The sequence below is a fragment of the Caballeronia sp. dw_19 genome (assembly GCF_018449515.1).
Taxonomy (GTDB): Bacteria; Pseudomonadota; Gammaproteobacteria; order Burkholderiales; family Burkholderiaceae; genus Caballeronia.
Genome location: NZ_JAAVUQ010000034.1, coordinates 33648 through 49393, shown reverse-complemented (window position 1 = coordinate 49393; position 15746 = coordinate 33648). Strand labels below are relative to the sequence as shown.

Annotated in this window: 13 protein-coding genes, 1 pseudogene and 1 riboswitch; of the genes and pseudogenes, 9 read left to right on the top strand and 5 right to left on the bottom strand. The window is 61.3% G+C overall.

Going from position 1 to position 15746, the window contains the following annotated elements; all coding sequences use genetic code 11:
- Positions 1-316 precede the first annotated feature (316 nt).
- From HB376_RS31660 to HB376_RS31645, 4 genes are all read left to right on the top strand, one after another.
- Positions 317-1078 (top strand): c-type cytochrome, encoded by a 762-nt coding sequence (locus tag HB376_RS31660; RefSeq protein WP_213767614.1) that lies wholly within the window; start codon positions 317-319, stop codon positions 1076-1078.
- A 21-nt stretch (positions 1079-1099) separates the two neighbouring features.
- On the top strand, positions 1100-2398 hold the full coding sequence (locus HB376_RS31655) for a cytochrome c (RefSeq protein ID WP_213767613.1): 1299 nt from the start codon (positions 1100-1102) through the stop codon (positions 2396-2398).
- A gap of 278 nt (positions 2399-2676) precedes the next feature.
- Positions 2677-3297, top strand: coding sequence for a hemolysin III family protein (locus HB376_RS31650; RefSeq protein ID WP_213767612.1), 621 nt, complete (start codon positions 2677-2679; stop codon positions 3295-3297).
- Between the two features lie 309 nt (positions 3298-3606).
- Positions 3607-5106, top strand: a complete 1500-nt coding sequence (locus tag HB376_RS31645) for a DEAD/DEAH box helicase (RefSeq protein WP_213767611.1) — start codon at positions 3607-3609, stop codon at positions 5104-5106.
- Between the two features lie 172 nt (positions 5107-5278).
- Here the strand turns inward: HB376_RS31645 and HB376_RS31640 are convergent, their stop codons facing one another.
- Complete coding sequence (locus HB376_RS31640) at positions 5279-5794, bottom strand: hypothetical protein (RefSeq protein ID WP_213767610.1); 516 nt, start codon at positions 5792-5794, stop codon at positions 5279-5281.
- Positions 5795-6017: 223 nt separating this feature from the next.
- The gene (locus tag HB376_RS31635) at positions 6018-6845 is read right to left on the bottom strand and encodes a ferritin-like domain-containing protein (RefSeq protein ID WP_213767609.1); all 828 of its coding nucleotides are present in this window, start codon (positions 6843-6845) and stop codon (positions 6018-6020) included.
- 768 nt (positions 6846-7613) lie between these two features.
- On the opposite strand from HB376_RS31635, the gene HB376_RS31630 reads away from it, so the two are divergent.
- Positions 7614-8393 (top strand): DeoR/GlpR family DNA-binding transcription regulator, encoded by a 780-nt coding sequence (locus tag HB376_RS31630; protein WP_213767608.1) that lies wholly within the window; start codon positions 7614-7616, stop codon positions 8391-8393.
- 319 nt (positions 8394-8712) lie between these two features.
- A complete protein-coding gene (locus HB376_RS31625; protein ID WP_031359543.1) occupies positions 8713-8910 on the top strand; it encodes a hypothetical protein in 198 nt (65 codons plus the stop codon).
- An 86-nt stretch (positions 8911-8996) separates the two neighbouring features.
- On the opposite strand, the gene HB376_RS31620 is transcribed toward HB376_RS31625, so the two are convergent.
- Positions 8997-9374, bottom strand: a complete 378-nt coding sequence (locus tag HB376_RS31620) for a hypothetical protein (protein WP_213767607.1) — start codon at positions 9372-9374, stop codon at positions 8997-8999.
- Positions 9375-9628: 254 nt separating this feature from the next.
- Here HB376_RS31620 and glpD point away from each other — a divergent pair, with 254 nt between their 5' ends.
- From glpD to ribB, 3 genes and pseudogenes are all read left to right on the top strand, one after another.
- The gene (glpD, locus tag HB376_RS31615; protein ID WP_213767606.1) at positions 9629-11203 is read left to right on the top strand and encodes a glycerol-3-phosphate dehydrogenase; all 1575 of its coding nucleotides are present in this window, start codon (positions 9629-9631) and stop codon (positions 11201-11203) included.
- 305 nt (positions 11204-11508) lie between these two features.
- Positions 11509-12117: pseudogene (locus HB376_RS31610) on the top strand (XRE family transcriptional regulator); the annotation flags it as partial.
- Positions 12118-12217: 100 nt separating this feature from the next.
- Positions 12218-12398, top strand: a riboswitch (FMN riboswitch).
- Between the two features lie 158 nt (positions 12399-12556).
- Positions 12557-13282: a 3,4-dihydroxy-2-butanone-4-phosphate synthase gene (gene ribB, locus HB376_RS31605; protein WP_213767604.1), complete on the top strand. Its 726-nt coding sequence runs from the start codon at positions 12557-12559 to the stop codon at positions 13280-13282.
- A gap of 209 nt (positions 13283-13491) precedes the next feature.
- Here the strand turns inward: ribB and HB376_RS31600 are convergent, their stop codons facing one another.
- Together HB376_RS31600 and HB376_RS31595 are read right to left on the bottom strand one after the other, a co-directional pair.
- Complete coding sequence (locus tag HB376_RS31600) at positions 13492-14361, bottom strand: hypothetical protein (protein WP_213767603.1); 870 nt, start codon at positions 14359-14361, stop codon at positions 13492-13494.
- A gap of 205 nt (positions 14362-14566) precedes the next feature.
- A complete protein-coding gene (locus HB376_RS31595) occupies positions 14567-15745 on the bottom strand; it encodes an MFS transporter (protein ID WP_213767602.1) in 1179 nt (392 codons plus the stop codon).
- Between the last annotated feature and the right edge of the window lies 1 nt (position 15746).

Below are 15746 nucleotides of genomic sequence, written 5' to 3'. Positions count from 1 at the left end.
ATGGAATGCACCCATGCGCAAGGACACCCGAGGCACACAAAACCGCCGCCGAGCCTCGGAAAACCCATCGATGCTTTGTCAAACACCGTCAACTGTTAACTGTCACGCATAGTCAAAAACCCCTGTCGATCGGTCGCGCGGCAAATTGTCGCGTACACGTTGAAAGCGAGGCGCAACAGGGCAATGCTCAAATAGTCACCATCAGGCAACGATGATAGAATGCCGCGTCGCATCACGGGCTCGCAGAGCCAATGTGGCAATGGTTCACCACATATTCGCACCGGGCCGAACGAAGCTCGGCAGGTCCTCGAAATTCATGGAGTGTCGCGTGTCTTCAAGACGCATCTTTCGTCCGTTGCTCGCCCCGCTAATGGCTCTGGCGCTGATCGGCGCCTCCTGCATCGCCGGCGCAGCAGAAACCCCGGCGCCCGCTCAAGCCGCCGCCCAGCCAATGGCGCCGGACACCATGGCAGCGCGTGTACAGGGTTGCACGGCATGTCACGGCGTCCACGGCGAAGGCACGGACAACGACTATTTCCCACGTCTTGCCGGCAAGCCGGCAGACTACCTGTACAACCAGTTGCAGAACTTCCGCGAAGGCCGCCGGAAGTATCCGCCCATGAACTACCTCGTCACGTATCTCTCGGACGACTACCTTCATCAGATCGCCACGTATTTCTCGGAACAACGCCCGCCGTATCCGCAGCCGGCCAAGCCGACTGTGTCGGCGTCCACGTTGTCAAAGGGCCAGCAGATCGTGCTGAACGGCGACGCAGGGCGCGGTATTCCGGCCTGCGCGGCATGCCACGGCGCGAACCTGACGGGTATGCAACCGGCCATTCCGGGTCTCGTGGGATTGCACTCGGACTACATCAGCGCGCAGCTTGGCGCCTGGCGTGCGGGCTCGCGCCACGCAATAGCACCTGACTGCATGCAACAGATTGCCACCCGCCTGACCGACGACGACGTGACCGCTGTCGCCGCCTGGCTCTCCACGCAAACCGCACCGGCTAATCCGGTACCCGCGCCCGCAGGCTCGCGCAAAACGCCGCTCGCCTGCGGCAGCGAACCGCAATAAGGCGCGAGGAGCGAGAAGAATATGAAACGCAAGTCCCTGTTCGCACTTTCGGCTGTTGTTGTGATTACAGCCGCCGCAGCCGCCGCAGCACTCTGGTCAGGTGGCGACACCTTCCATTCGGGCGGCGCCGTTGCCGCCGTGCCCGCCGACCAGACCGAGTTGATCAAACGCGGTGAGTATCTGGCGCGTGCTGGCGACTGTATTGCCTGCCACACGGTTCGCGGCGGCAAGACGTTTGCCGGCGGCCTGCCCATGCTCACGCCGTTCGGCACGCTCTACACGCCGAACATCACGCCGGACGACCAGTACGGCATTGGCAAGTGGACATCGGAAGATTTCTATCGGTCGATCCATCTCGGTCGCTCAAAAGACGGCAGCCTGCTGTACCCGGCCATGCCGTTCACGGCTTATACCAAGGTCACGCGCGCCGACTCGGACGCCATGTTTGCGTACATGCGCTCCGTGCCTCCGGTCAATGTAGCCAGCCGCCCGCACGAACTGCGCTTCCCGTTCAACCAGCGCAACATGCTGATTGGCTGGCGCGTGCTGTTCTTCAGTGAAGGCGAATTCAAGCCGGACCCCACCAAGTCGGTTGAGTGGAACCGCGGCGCTTACCTGATCGAAGGGCTTGGCCATTGCAGCATGTGCCATACATCGATCAACCCGCTGGGCGGCCCGGTCAGCTCGGCAGCGTTCGGCGGCGGTCTGATCCCGTTGCAGAACTGGTATGCGCCGTCGTTGACGTCGAATAAGGAAGCGGGCCTCGGCGACTGGGACATCAAGGACATCAACGACCTGCTGAAGACCGGCGTATCGCAACGCGGCGCGGTATTCGGCCCGATGGCTGAAGTGGTCCACAACAGCTTGCAGTACATGACGGACGCGGACATCAACGCCATGTCGACGTTCCTGAAGTCGATCCCGCAAAAGGGCGAAGCGCCGGAAACGATGCAGTTCGAAACATCGGCGCAGTTCGGTTCGGAATTACTGCAGCAGGGCAAGAAGATCTACACGGAAAACTGCGCGAAGTGCCACGCGGAAAATGGTCTCGGCAAACCGCCGGCCTACCCGCCGCTTGCCACGAACCAGTCCATCCAGATGCAGTCGGCCGTGAACCCGATCCGCATGGTGCTCAATGGCGGTTATCCGCCCAGCACGGAAGGCAATCCGCATCCGTATGGCATGCCGCCGTTCGCTCAATCGCTGTCGGATACGGAAGTGGCTGCAGTGGTGACGTACATTCGTATGTCATGGGGCAACCACGGCACGCCGGTGTCGCCGCAACAAGTCAGCAACCTGCGCTCGGCGCCGCTCGACTGATTGAAGAAGGGTTTTCCGCAGGTAGCGTAAAATACGCCGAAAGGCGCAAGCAGGGCGCAGGCCTCGAAACCGGGGCTGCGCCCTTCTTCTTTTTTGAGCACGAATAAGCTGGAACGCGGGTAGGCAGTCTGGATGCGCCTCAGGGGCGGTAAAATGCCCGGGGTTGGTTTGCCGGATTGCGCGGGTTTTGCTCCGGTCTCAACATTTCCTGATGTAGAAAATGAAGCAGAAAAGCGCGGCGTTGCAGACAGGACGCAATACCGCGATGAGGATGGTCGATGCACATTGGTGAACGGTTCAACAGCGTGACCCATCTCGTCGGCACGGTGCTGTCGGTGGCAGGGGTCGCTACGCTCGTCACCATGGCCGCGATGGAACGCGACCCGTACAAGATCGTCAGCTTTGCCGTGTACGGCGCCATGTTGCTCGTGCTGTACACCATTTCCACGCTGTACCACTGGGTCCGCAGTCCGCGGGCCAAGGCGGTATTGCAAAAATGCGATCATTCGGCCATTTACTTGCTGATCGCGGGAAGCTACACACCGTTCACGCTTGTCACGCTGCGCGGCCCGTGGGGCTGGTCGTTATTCGGCGTAAGCTGGGGGCTCGCCGCTCTTGGCATCGTTCAGGAACTCACGCTCGGGCGTCGAACCCGCAGCGTATCGATGGTGATTTACGTGATGATGGGCTGGCTCGCGCTCGTAGCCATCCGTCCTCTCGTTTCAGCACTACCGCCCGCCGGCACGGCGTGGCTGCTGGCCGGCGGTTTGATCTACAGCGCCGGCATTTACTTTTTCATCAACGACGAGCGCATCCGGCATGGACATGGCATCTGGCACCTGTTCGTGTTGGGCGGCAGCTTGTGTCAATTCGTCAGCATTGCACGCTACGTTGCTTGAGTATGTTGCTTGAATACGTAGCATGAGCCTGCCCTAAAACGGCACCCAATGCCTGACGCGAAGCGTTTTACGGCGTTTCAAATGCAACTTAACGCCAGTCAGCGTGTCTTGATAGCGCGTTGATCTTCGCGGCAACTTTCCCGGCGCTCGTAGCTTGTGCTTTGAGCAAGCGCCTCGAACGTCATGCCGCCCGATTTCCTCGATCGTCGTACGCACGCACCTAGTGGTGCGGGCCGCCTTTTTTTGGGCTTCAGGCCTTTTGGGGCTTTAGCGATAGCGCCGGTCGTCATACCGAATCTGTGAACACTTATGTCTTTTGATTCCCTCGGCTTGTCCGAACCCTTGCTTCGCGCTGTCAACGAACTCGGCTACACCATCCCTACTCCTATCCAGTTGCAGGCCATTCCGGCTGTGCTGAACGGCGGTGACCTGCTCGCAGGCGCGCAAACCGGCACGGGCAAGACAGCGGGCTTTACGCTGCCTATCCTGCAACGTTTGTCAGAAGCGCCTGCACCTTTGGCCGGTGCCAAGCGCCCGGTCCGCGCGCTGATCCTCACCCCTACGCGCGAACTCGCCGCCCAGGTGGAAGAAAGTGTGCGCGGCTACGGCAAGTATTTGAAACTGAAATCGACCGTGATGTTCGGCGGCGTGGGCATCAATCCGCAAATCGATGCACTGCGACGCGGCGTGGATATTGTCGTGGCAACGCCGGGCCGGTTGCTCGATCACATGCAGCAGAAGACCATCGATTTGTCGAAGCTCGAGATTCTCGTACTCGACGAAGCCGACCGCATGCTCGACATGGGCTTTATCCACGACATCAAGCGCGTGCTCGCCAAGTTGCCGCCGAAGCGCCAGAACCTGCTGTTCTCGGCTACGTTCTCCGAAGAAATCAAGACGCTTGCGGACAACCTGCTCGACCGCCCGGCGCTGATTGAAGTGGCGCGCCGGAATTCGACGGTTGAAGCTATCGCGCAGAAGATTCATCCGGTGGATCGCGACAAGAAGCGCGAGTTGCTCACGCATTTGATTCAAAAGAACAACTGGTTCCAGGTGCTGGTTTTCACGCGCACGAAGCATGGCGCGAACCGGCTCGCCGAACAATTGACGAAGGACGGCATCAGCGCGCTGGCCATTCACGGTAATAAGAGTCAGTCGGCGCGTACGCGTGCGTTGGCTGAGTTCAAGGACAACACGCTGCAAGTGCTGGTGGCGACGGACATTGCGGCGCGCGGTATCGATATCGACCAGTTGCCGCACGTCGTCAACTTCGATCTGCCTAATGTGCCGGAGGATTATGTTCACCGGATCGGCCGTACGGGGCGTGCTGGAGCAACGGGTGAGGCGCTGTCGCTGGTTTGCGTCGATGAACATCAGTTGCTGAAGGACATCGAACGCCTGATCAAGCGGCCGATTCCGCAGGAAGTTATCGCGGGCTTTGAACCGGATCTGACGCAGAAGCCGGAACCGATTCTCCGACGCAGCCAGGGCGGCGGCGGTGCGCGTCAGGGTCAAGGCGCGCCGCGTCAGGGCGCGCCGAAGCAGTCGAACGGCGGCGGCCGGCCGTCGGCCAAGCCGGCTGGTAATGGCAATGGCAATGGCGGTGGTAATGGTGGCAACGGCGGGGGCTACGGTTCGCGCTCGCCGAAACCCGTTGCGGCGAAAACCGGTGGTAATGGCGCCGCGCCGCGCAAGCCGGAAGGCTCACGGCCGCCCGGCGCTGCGCTGCTCGGCGGCAAGCCGCGCAGTGAAGGCGGCGGCGGTGCAGGTCGACGCGATACGCCCCGCACGGGACAACGCGGGCGTTAAATAGCGCGATGTGGGTGCGGGTGGGAAGCTCGCCCGCGCCTTCTTCGCTTGAGGGAAGGCGGTTGCTTTCGGCTTCGCTATGGCGGCGGAAAGTCAAATGGAACTCTTTTGCGTGCAACCGCCCCACACTGCGTTCGATAAAAAAGCGGAGCCTCGGCTCCGCTTTTTTATTTCAGGCAGCGGCGCTCGCCGCACGCTTCAGCACATCGATTTGTTCTCGCCAGCGGGCCAGCACCGCGTCCCCCTGTCCCTGAGCAAACTCGAATCCAATGCCCTGCACGAGCCGCGCGTAAGGTACTTTCTGCCATTCCCCGCTTTCTATCGTCGCGATAAAACACGTGACCGGCGAACCCTCCAACGGCGCAATTCGCGCCTGAAGCTGGACCTGGAAGAAGGCTTCATCGAAGACGAAAGTCAGCGTGGCGTTACCCGTCTTCGACACCAACCGCGCCGCCCTCGACTGCGGCCACAACGAAAAACACAACGTGCCCGGATCCGGCGCGAACAACTCGCCGACGCTCAACAGCGATGTCCGCACGCGGCCGTCATCGGCTGCGAGCAACGACGCCGTGAAGCCCGTTTTCGTCTCGATCGACGTGCCGTCGAACAAGGTCCGCAATTCGGCAGGCCATTCGTCAAACGTGCCCTGCTCGATACCTGGCGCACCGGACGCGGTGGAAGCGGTCATGCGGATCTCCGTGAAAAGACGATGGCCCGCGAAAGCGGGCCATCGAATAAGCTTCCCCGCCGCAAGCAGCGCGGTATTGCCGCACAGCGACTCGTACGCTTCGCGCCTCGGCTCTGCAGTGCCCTGACGGACACGGCAAAGATCGCTTACGCTGCAAGCAGCGGGGAATTCGACCCGAAGAGATTAAAGCGTAGCAAACCGTTCAATGCAAACGCCGGCCGGCCTACCGGAAGAACACGTGCTGCGTGATCTTCGCGAGCGGATAGTGCACGCTGGGCTGAATTCGGGCCGGAAGATCGAGCGGCTTGAGCAGCATTTTCACGCACATATCGGCCGACAAATTGCGCCGGACCAGCGCATTCACCCGCGCCGCCAACTCCCGATTGTGCGCGGTGTCATTTGCGCGCTCCGGATAGCGGATGGCAAATACATGGCGTAGCGCGATCTCGGAATCCTCATTCTTGATTTCCATGACACGACGCAGCAACGCGCCGAGAACCGCGAAGCGACCGTTGCCTTCGATCTTGTTGTACTTCTTGAAAAAGCGGAAGAAGTGCTTGTAATGGCGGACTTCGTCTGTACGGATATTGTCCGTCAGTTGCTTGAGAACCGGGTCGTCCGAGCACTCATTGATTGCCCGATACAGCGTGGCCGTCCCGGTTTCAACGACACAACGCGCGACCATTTCCAGCGCACGCGTTTTTTCGAAGTCCTCGACCGAACAGGTCAGCGAGTATTCGGCGAAGAAATTCTTGAACGCCGTGTCCCAGTCGAACTCCGGCCACACATGATGGATATACGTTTTCAACGCCCGGCCATGCTGCATTTCTTCCGGTTCCCACTCGTTGTTGAGCCAGTCGGAAACTTCGGGGTCGTCGTTGAAATACGTACTCAGGTTGCTCGTATAAAGATCGGTCCCGCTCTCAATGAACGAGGCCGCGCATAGCAACAGGAGAAGGTGTTCATTGGATGCCGCTTTACGCCGGTCGATCCGGGACAGGTCGATATCTTCGATCCGCCAAGGCATCACATGGGTACTGTCAGTGTGCATAAAAATCGCGCTCCCAAAGCTGTACTGAACGCGCCGTCAGCCAAACCGGCCGAAAATCAGGCGACGCCGTGAACGTAACGTCGCGGCGTCCTCATGTGGTTAAAGACTTGGAGCCTGCATCTTAGCCGGGTTGCAACGAAGCTGCAGACACGAACACAGACCGTTAGAACCACATGTCAGTTCCGGATACCGCACAAATCAGCATAAATCGTACCGCGCCGGATCGCGTTGCGATAACGCATGCAACGCTTGATTCCCATTCCCTTACAGACGTATTTCGGCAAGCCGCTAAAAGACGATTCAGCAATGGCGTTTTGGCCGATCGATTTGCCTGTTGAATCCGCACACAGCGCGGTAGAGTCCCGGCCGCTAACCCGCGTTCAAACTCGACACCATCTATTTTGCCATCCTGAGGAGTTGCTGCGCAGAACGCGAAGCATGCAATCCGTACGGCCGGTGCGAACATGGGGACATGCGGATATGTACATGTGCGGATCACGCGGGAACGGCTTCATCCCAAATCGTTCGCGGTTGCGGCGCGGGCGTAATCGAGGTAATCGACGTAACGCGTGGTAACGAACTTGTCGCTCTCAATGTGCCGCCCGAGCCCTAAACAGCACCGGCAAGGCGCTCGTTGGCGCGCTTGCATCGTGGCTATCGGGGAACGATAACCAAAGGCAACGCGGGTGATCGGGCATTGCCGTCCTGCCGGGCCTTTCCCTTACAATACGGGCCACCTCACGACAATAAAGCGCACTCTTCGACGCCATGACACGAGATCCCCGCATCACCTTGAACGCACGACAGCAAGAGCTGCTCGACTGGGTGCAACGCGATGGCTTCGTGACGGTAGAGGACCTGGCCACGCATTTCGACGTCACGCCGCAGACCATTCGCCGCGACGTCAACTGGCTCTCCGACATGAACCTGCTGCGCCGCTATCACGGTGGCGCGAGCCTCCCGACCAGTTCGGAGAACGTCTCGTACACCGCGCGCCAGCGCATGTTCCACGACGAAAAGCGCCGCATAGCCGCGCTGGTTGCTCAGCACATTCCCGATCAGGCGTCGCTCTTCATCAACCTGGGCACGACGACCGAGGAAGTCGCCCGGGCGCTGAACCGGCATCGCGGCTTGCACGTGATCACGAACAACCTCAACGTGGCGAGCATGATGAGCGGTTACCCCGAATGCGAGGTGCTGATCACCGGGGGGATTGTGCGGCCCTGGGACAAGGGCATTGTGGGCGAGCTGGCGATCGACTTCATTCGCCAGTTCAAGGTGGACTTCGCGATCATTGGGGCGTCGAGCATTGAAACCGACGGCACGCTGCGCGATTTCGATACCCGCGAAGTCCGCGTGGCCGAAGCGATCATCAAACACGCCCGCACGGTGTTCCTCGCCGCTGACCATTCGAAATTCGGCCGCCCTGCACTCGTCCGGCTTGGTCATCTGAGCCAGATCGACGCGCTTTTCACCGATGCCCCCGCGCCACCCGACATGGCTCAAACGCTCGCCGAGGCAAACACGCAGGTGTTCATAGCGGAGTAACGGCCAGCCCGCACACCCTGCACCGCCTGTGTGCACTGCGGCACGAACCTCATGTAATTTCTACGATTCCGCTTGTCCGCCGAACCGCTTTCACGCTCCTGAAAAGTCAAACCCAATATTTTCCGCAAGCGTTTGGCACTCGTCCGGCACTTGCCTACAATCAAATCCCCGGCAACGAAGCGCCGCTTTTCGGCGCTGCCAGCCACGCTATGCAGCATGCGTCTGCCGGACACGAAGTTCCAGCCTCGCCCAACGTTCCCAAGCACGGATGCCGGTCACCGACCGGATAAAGTGCCGTTCGATCGTCATGGAGAACACGATGCTCAGTCCGCATGAATTTGCCACGCTGCTCCTGTTGCAAGACGCGCCCCATCAGATGGACATGGTGCGCGACGAACTAGACGCCCTGCTCGAACGCCAGCTTGTCCAGTTGGAAAATCTTGCGTCTGGACGCCAGTTGTGGAGCCTGACGGCTTCCGGCGACTCCACGATCAAAGCAATCAAACGGTATTCGTAAATCTGCTCTGCGGTCAGCTCGCCCCCGCCAGCGTGCCCAATCAGGCTGCATGAGCGAGCCGAGTAGCGGACCAGATAGCGGCCCAACTAGCCGCGCAATGTCGGGTCAACGGCTGCGCGCCAGCTAAGCGCTTGTGCCCGCTGATCTGCGAAGAACAAAGCCCACGCGCTTTGAGCCGTCGGCGTACGGCTAGCACTAAAGCTCGTATATTGACCCGCAAGTCCCGCCTGGAACGCGCAAAACTGCTCTTTTGGCAACTTGCCACGCTTTTGCGCCACGTAAGCGTCTAGAAGCGCCGAATACACGCCCTGTGCGTCCGTGCCGTAATCGACAGCACTCCCGCCGCACATGGACTGAAGCGCGGCCAGGGACGGCGCCCCCCTTGATCCCGAAACATCCGGCGCGGATATGCATCCGCCCAGCATCAGCGCGCCTAGCGCGCCGGCCATCAAGATCTTTCGCATTGCGTCCACTCCTTGGTCTCCAGTGTCTACAGTATCGGTCGCTGGCCCGCTTCGCGCCACTCGGCCGGACGGCCTATGAGCCCGATCGGGAACAAATACGACCACGACCTGCACTTTTCCGGCAAAACGCCGTAATAGCGAGAGTTAGCCATTCAGACGACTTTACATTTTCGTTTTTGTTCGTTAAATTTCGAATTCGAACATTATTATGTTCCGACGGAGTTCTCTGTTGGTGGCCATGGGGCGGACAAGCGATGCAAGGCAATCTTTATGATGTGCTCGTGGTGGGCGGCGGAGTCAACGGCACGGGTATAGCGCGGGACGCGGCGGGCCGTGGCCTCACCGTCATGCTGTGCGAAAAGGACGACCTGGCTTCGCACACGTCGTCGTCGAGTACAAAGCTGATTCACGGCGGGCTTCGTTATCTCGAATACGGTGAATACCGGCTCGTGCGCAAGGCACTTCAAGAGCGTGAAGTGTTGCTGCGCGCGGCGCCGCACATCATGTGGCCGCTGCGTTTCGTGATGCCGCACATGCCCAACCTGCGCCCCGCCTGGATGATCCGCGCCGGCCTTTTCCTCTACGATCACCTCGCACGCCGTGAATTGCTGCCCGGCTCCCGGGGCATTGACATGCGCCGGCACCCGGCCGGTACACCGCTCATCGACTCCATCAAGCGCGGTTTTGTCTATTCCGACGGCTGGGTGGACGACGCACGACTCGTCGCGCTCAACGCCGTTGACGCGCAGGAGCACGGCGCGGTAATCAAGACGCGCACGCGCCTGGTCAGTGCGCGCCGCGGCGAAGGTCTTTGGCATGCCACACTTGCCGACAACCACGGGGCGACCTTTGACGTTCGGGCGCGCTCCATCGCGAACGCTGCCGGCCCGTGGGTCAGTGACCTGCTCAAGGATTCACTCAACAGCAACACGCATACACGCCACACCGTGCGGCTGGTCAAGGGAAGCCACATCGTCACCCGGCGCCTCTTCGAGCACGACCACGCCTACATTTTCCAGAATCCGGACAAACGCATCATCTTCGCGATTCCGTACGAGCACGAGTACACGCTGATCGGGACGACGGATCTCGAGTATCACGGCGACGCGTCGAAAGTCGCCATCAGCCCGGAAGAAACCGCATACCTCTGCGACTCCATCAATCGCTACTTCAAGAAACACATCAGTCCGGCCGACGTCTGCTGGACCTATGCCGGTGTGCGCGGCCTGCTCGAGGACGAAAACGCGGAGAACGCGTCGGCGGTCACGCGCGATTACCTGCTCGAACTCGACACGCCCGCGAACGAAGCGCCGTTGTTATCGGTATTCGGCGGCAAGATCACCACGTTCCGCAAGCTGGCCGAAGAAGCCGTCGACAAGCTCGGCGAGGCGCTACAGTCGCCGGCCCGGAATAAACCCTGGACGGAAGGCGCACCGCTCCCCGGCGGGGACATTGCCAATGCCGATTTCGCGCTTTTCCTCAAATCGTTCAAAGAACGCAATCGCTGGCTGCCCGACGGGCTCGCGCATCGTTATGCACGCGCTTACGGCACGCGTGCACAGAAGCTGCTGGGCGATGCAAGCTCGCTCGCCGATCTCGGCGAGGCCTTGGCGCCCGGCCTCTACGAAGCGGAACTCCGCTACATGCGCGACAACGAGTGGGCAACCTGTGCGGACGACGTGCTCTGGCGCCGCTCGAAACTCGGCCTCCACCTGGAGCCGGGTTCACTGGATGACGTGATTCGCCGCATCGACGGGTGGTTCGCATCCGGCGAGCCGGAGAAGGAACCGCGGGCGGCTTCATCCATGCCCACTCGCACGGTCGTTTAACCGGGCGTTGCCGCGAATAGCTACCCTGCGGCACCTGATAACGGTGTGACGATATCTTCGTTTGACCCACGTTAAGCCAATGCTAGTCTTGCTTTCACTTGTCCCCGCGCCGTTTCGCTGGGCGGGTCTTATCGACTGAACGAATGAAAGACTGGAGGCTCATCATGGTTGCACCGGCTTATTCATCGCTGGAACTCGTGCGCGAGTCGTTCGATGCGCACGCGCCGGCCGAACTCGCCGAGGCAACACGGGCGGCATCGGCTAACGTTCATCAAACGCATAACACCGACGCGCAGGAAGCGAACGACGCGCTCGAATATCTCGTTGGCGTGAACCTGGCGCGGCTGCGCGCCGAACGCCAGCTTTCGCTCGATGCCCTCGCTCGCGCGTCGGGCGTATCACGGGCCATGCTGGCACAGATCGAATCCGGGCGGAGCGTGCCGTCCATCAAGGTGCTCCACAAGATCGCGAGCGCGCTCAAGGTGTCGGTGGCGGCGTTCCTTCGACGCCACGCGACCAATGGCATCGAATATTTGCCGGCCGAGCAGGCAACGCGCCTCGTGACATCGAATGGACGCTTTTCGGCACGGCCGCTGTTTCCGCTGAGCGCGCCGGCATCGGCGGAATTCCACGAACTGCGCATTGCGCCGCTGCACGCCGAATCCGGCAGTCCGCACCCGCCCGGCACCACGATCAATCTGGTTGTAAGCGACGGCACGCTGGAAATCCGCGTGCATGACCGGGCGCAGTTGCTGGCCACGGGCGACGCCATTGTGTTCGACGCCGATCAGCCCCACACGCTGCGTAATCCCGGCAACACGGAAGCACGCGCTTATCAGGTCACGGTGAACGCGGAAACGCCGCCGCGCTGGCATGTTCCGGCCGATTCACGTCGTATCGACGATGCCAGCTAGGCGCGCTTCCGTCCAAGCTATAAACATGCAGTACTGCAACATCGGCTGGTCTGTTGTATCCTGAAATTAGTCGCGTTGTTAAGTGTTTAGCGACAAGTCAGTACGTCTTCAGGGCGGGGTGCAATTCCCCACCGGCGGTATGCGAGTGGCTGAAAGCCTCCCGCGAGCCCGCGAGCGCCCGTGAACGCAGCTTGCAAGTCATTGCGAGCCACGTAACGGGGTCAGCAGATCTGGTGAGATGCCAGAGCCGACGGTCACAGTCCGGATGAGAGAAGATGTGCAGACGGTCATGTCCGTTTCGCGTGTTTGCCGCGGCGTTCTTGTGTCCGCGTTGAACGGGCGCTGTCGATTGACGGCGCTGAAAACGCGTGTCGTTCTGTCTGTTTGCAATGCCCTGAAACGTTTTTCGCCCCATTTCTTTTGCGAGAGCGTTTCACCCATGTTCGACTCAGTGTCCAGCTTCACCTCCCCCGCCACCGCCTTTGCTGATCTTGCGCAACTTCGCGCAGGCGACGCTTTCGTTGTCATCCCTCCCCGAATTGCCGCGGCCCTGCAAGCGTTGCGCGAAGGCCGCGCGGTCGCCCTGCTCGATGACGACGATCGCGAGAACGAAGCCGACCTCATTTACGCCGCTGAAAAACTCGACGCCGAAGGCATGGCGCTGATGATCCGCGAGTGCAGCGGCATCGTGTGCCTGTGCCTCCCGGACGAGACCGTTCGCGCGCTCCACCTGCCGCCGATGGTCGCCGCCAACGGCAGCAAATACGGCACGGCATTCACGGTGTCTATAGAAGCACGCGAGGGCGTGACGACGGGCGTATCAGCCGTTGACCGGTTGACCACGATCCGCGCCGCCATTGCCGACAACGTCAAGGCTGGCGACATCGTAAGTCCCGGCCATGTGTTCCCGCTGCGCGCGCAGCCGGGCGGCGTGCTGACCCGGCGGGGTCATACGGAAGGAACCGTCGATCTGACGATCCTCGCCGGGTTGAAGCCGGCTGGCGTGCTATGCGAACTGATGAATCCGGACGGCACGATGGCGCGCGGTGCGCAGATCGATGCATTTGTTAAGGAGCGCAACATTCCGGTGCTGACCATCGCGGAACTCGCCGATTTCCGCATGGCGCTCGCCGCCGCGCGCGAACCGGCGGAAGAAACGGTTTAACGGCGGGAGGCTCCGTTCGACGGAGTATCGAGAGCACTGAAAAAACGCGGCCCTCTCAACTGAAGGGCCGCGTTTTGCGTTTGGGCATCGTGGCAAAGCTGGAAACAATCGCGTCCGGCAAAAGAGCAACTCAGCCACCGCAGCGCCCGTTCACGCGTTTCAAACCGCTGTCATGCAAACGTGGAGAAACAAACGCCGCCACCACAAAATCACACAGATTCCGCTCTCAAAATCGACGCGAACTTCCTGTACAGCCAGACCGAGCAGGTTGCGCCCGTTGCCGTATAAAGCAGCGTGCCCACGCTTTGCACGACCATCAAACCCATCGTCAGGCTGCCGATGGACCCTGCCGTCGCCAGCATTTCTGCGATCACCGTCAACACCGTCGCAATACAAATGATAGGCAGGATCGCGAGCACGGCCGCCGTCGTGATAAACCAGAAGTGCCCGCGCGTGTCCTCCCAGGCGGCGCGCCATTGAATCCGGCCACCGGCGGCAGTGTGCGGAAACAGCAAGGAAAGCCGCGCCGACACATAACTCACGCCGCACACGGCCAGCACAGCGAGCGTGGCGGTCGCGGCCATCGATGTGCCGCTGGACAATCCCGCCAGCCGCAACCCGATCCACACGATTACGACCGCGAGCGTCGCCCCCACGTAACCCGCAACCAGCGCGATGCAAAGCAGGAAGTAGCGCCGGATACCGGCGTCCCAGAGACGCGTCGCCGGCAGTACAGGCGCGGAGGTGGCGGAAGCTTCGGCGGACTCTGCGCTCAGTTTCATCGCGAAGCGGACCACGAACACGGCCAGCACCGCGAGTATCAATGTCTGTACAAACGTGACGCCAAGAGAAACCAGCGCCTGTCCGAACCCGGCGGCATGACCGGCGCTGCTGCCGGTCATCGCAGTGAGCGAACCGCCCGATTCCGCCATGCCGGGAAATTGCGCCGTATAGCCGGCGGTTGCCGTCGCGAGCACGGCTACGAACGCCACTAGAAATACGATCGGCATGTGCCGCACGGCGGAGGCGGCGTCGCGCCATGCGCCCTTCAGGCATTGGCGCAGCGTGATGTCTTCCATAAAACCTCGGTCGAAAAGCGTGATGAAGCGAGAAGCCGCGGATGCGGCTCGCACGACACGCTAGTCGGTTGAGGACGCCGGGTCAATATCCGGCTAGATCGGCGTGGGGGCCGCCCTATCGCGCAGGGCGGATCGGCGCGCGTACCTTCCCATGCCGCACGCTGAATCAACGCGCGTATTCCCCCATCCCACACGCCCCACGGATTCAAACCGCATCCACCGCACCCGCGCTCGCTCCCTGACCGCCGCGATCGAGCCGGGCCGCGTACCACGTCACGCCGAGCGCGACCACGGCGACTACGGCCGCCACCCACGGCAGCGAATCAAGGGGATGTCCTTGCTGCAGCACCACACCGCCGAGCCACGCGCCGCCCGCATTGCCCAGGTTGAACGCACCGATATTCAGCGTCGACGCCAGATTCGGCGCGTGTTTCGCCTTCTCGACCACGCGAGTTTGCAGCGGCGGTACGGTAGCGAACGCGGCGATGCCCCAGATAAAGATCGTGATAGCCGCCAGCGTCTGGTTGTGGCTGGTCTTCGCGAACACCGCCATGATGATGGCCAGCGCGACGAGAATGCCCATCAGCGACGGCATCAGCGCCCGGTCGGCCAGCTTGCCGCCGATCGTGTTGCCGATCGTCAATCCGACGCCGAACAGCACGAGCACCAACGTGACGCCGTGTGGCGAAAATCCGCTGACCTGTTCGAGGATCGGCGCGATGTAGGTGAAGACCACGAACACGCCGCCGAAGCCGAGCACCGTCATTGCCAGCGCGAGCCAGACTTGAGGCTCCTTCAGCACGCGCAGTTCGTGGCCCAGGTTCGACGGTCCCGAATCGTGCTTGTTCGGCACGAGCGCGGCCACGCCGATCAGCGACAGCACGCCGAGCGCCGCCACGACCCAGAACGTCGAGCGCCAGCCGAACTCCTGTCCGATAAACGTCCCGAACGGCACGCCGAGCACGTTCGCGAGCGTGAGCCCGGTGAACATCAGCGCAATCGCGCTCGCGCGCTTTTCAGCGGGAACCAGCGACGCCGCGACCACTGCGCCAATGCCGAAAAACGAGCCGTGCGCGAACGACGTCACCACGCGGGCAACCATGAGCATCGAATAACCGGGGGCAACGGCGCACAGCACATTGCCGACGATAAACACGCCCATCAGCAATTGCAGCGCGAGTTTGCGCGGCATTTTTGCGGTCAGTACGGCGAGCAGCGGCGCGCCGACGGCTACGCCCAGCGCGTAGCCCGTGACGAGAAAACCCGCCGATGGAATCGATACAGCCAGATCGCGGGCCACGTCGGGCAGCAGCCCCATGATCACGAACTCGGTTGTACCGATGGCAAACGCGCTGATCGCGAGCGCCAGAAGTGGAATAGGCATG

Bases quoted from the DNA above. Each gene is read 5' to 3' on its own strand.
- HB376_RS31650 (WP_213767612.1), top strand. From the start codon at position 2,677: ATGCACATTGGTGAACGGTTCAACAGCGTGACCCATCTCGTCGGCACG.
- HB376_RS31635 (WP_213767609.1), bottom strand. From the start codon at position 6,845: ATGCACACTGACAGTACCCATGTGATGCCTTGGCGGATCGAAGATATC.
- HB376_RS31640 (WP_213767610.1), bottom strand. From the start codon at position 5,794: ATGACCGCTTCCACCGCGTCCGGTGCGCCAGGTATCGAGCAGGGCACG.
- HB376_RS31655 (WP_213767613.1), top strand. From the start codon at position 1,100: ATGAAACGCAAGTCCCTGTTCGCACTTTCGGCTGTTGTTGTGATTACA.
- HB376_RS31620 (WP_213767607.1), bottom strand. From the start codon at position 9,374: ATGCGAAAGATCTTGATGGCCGGCGCGCTAGGCGCGCTGATGCTGGGC.
- HB376_RS31660 (WP_213767614.1), top strand. From the start codon at position 317: ATGGAGTGTCGCGTGTCTTCAAGACGCATCTTTCGTCCGTTGCTCGCC.
- ribB (WP_213767604.1), top strand. From the start codon at position 12,557: ATGTTCGACTCAGTGTCCAGCTTCACCTCCCCCGCCACCGCCTTTGCT.
- HB376_RS31645 (WP_213767611.1), top strand. From the start codon at position 3,607: ATGTCTTTTGATTCCCTCGGCTTGTCCGAACCCTTGCTTCGCGCTGTC.
- HB376_RS31595 (WP_213767602.1), bottom strand. From the start codon at position 15,745: ATGCCTATTCCACTTCTGGCGCTCGCGATCAGCGCGTTTGCCATCGGT.
- HB376_RS31600 (WP_213767603.1), bottom strand. From the start codon at position 14,361: ATGGAAGACATCACGCTGCGCCAATGCCTGAAGGGCGCATGGCGCGAC.
- glpD (WP_213767606.1), top strand. From the start codon at position 9,629: ATGCAAGGCAATCTTTATGATGTGCTCGTGGTGGGCGGCGGAGTCAAC.
- HB376_RS31625 (WP_031359543.1), top strand. From the start codon at position 8,713: ATGCTCAGTCCGCATGAATTTGCCACGCTGCTCCTGTTGCAAGACGCG.
- HB376_RS31630 (WP_213767608.1), top strand. From the start codon at position 7,614: ATGACACGAGATCCCCGCATCACCTTGAACGCACGACAGCAAGAGCTG.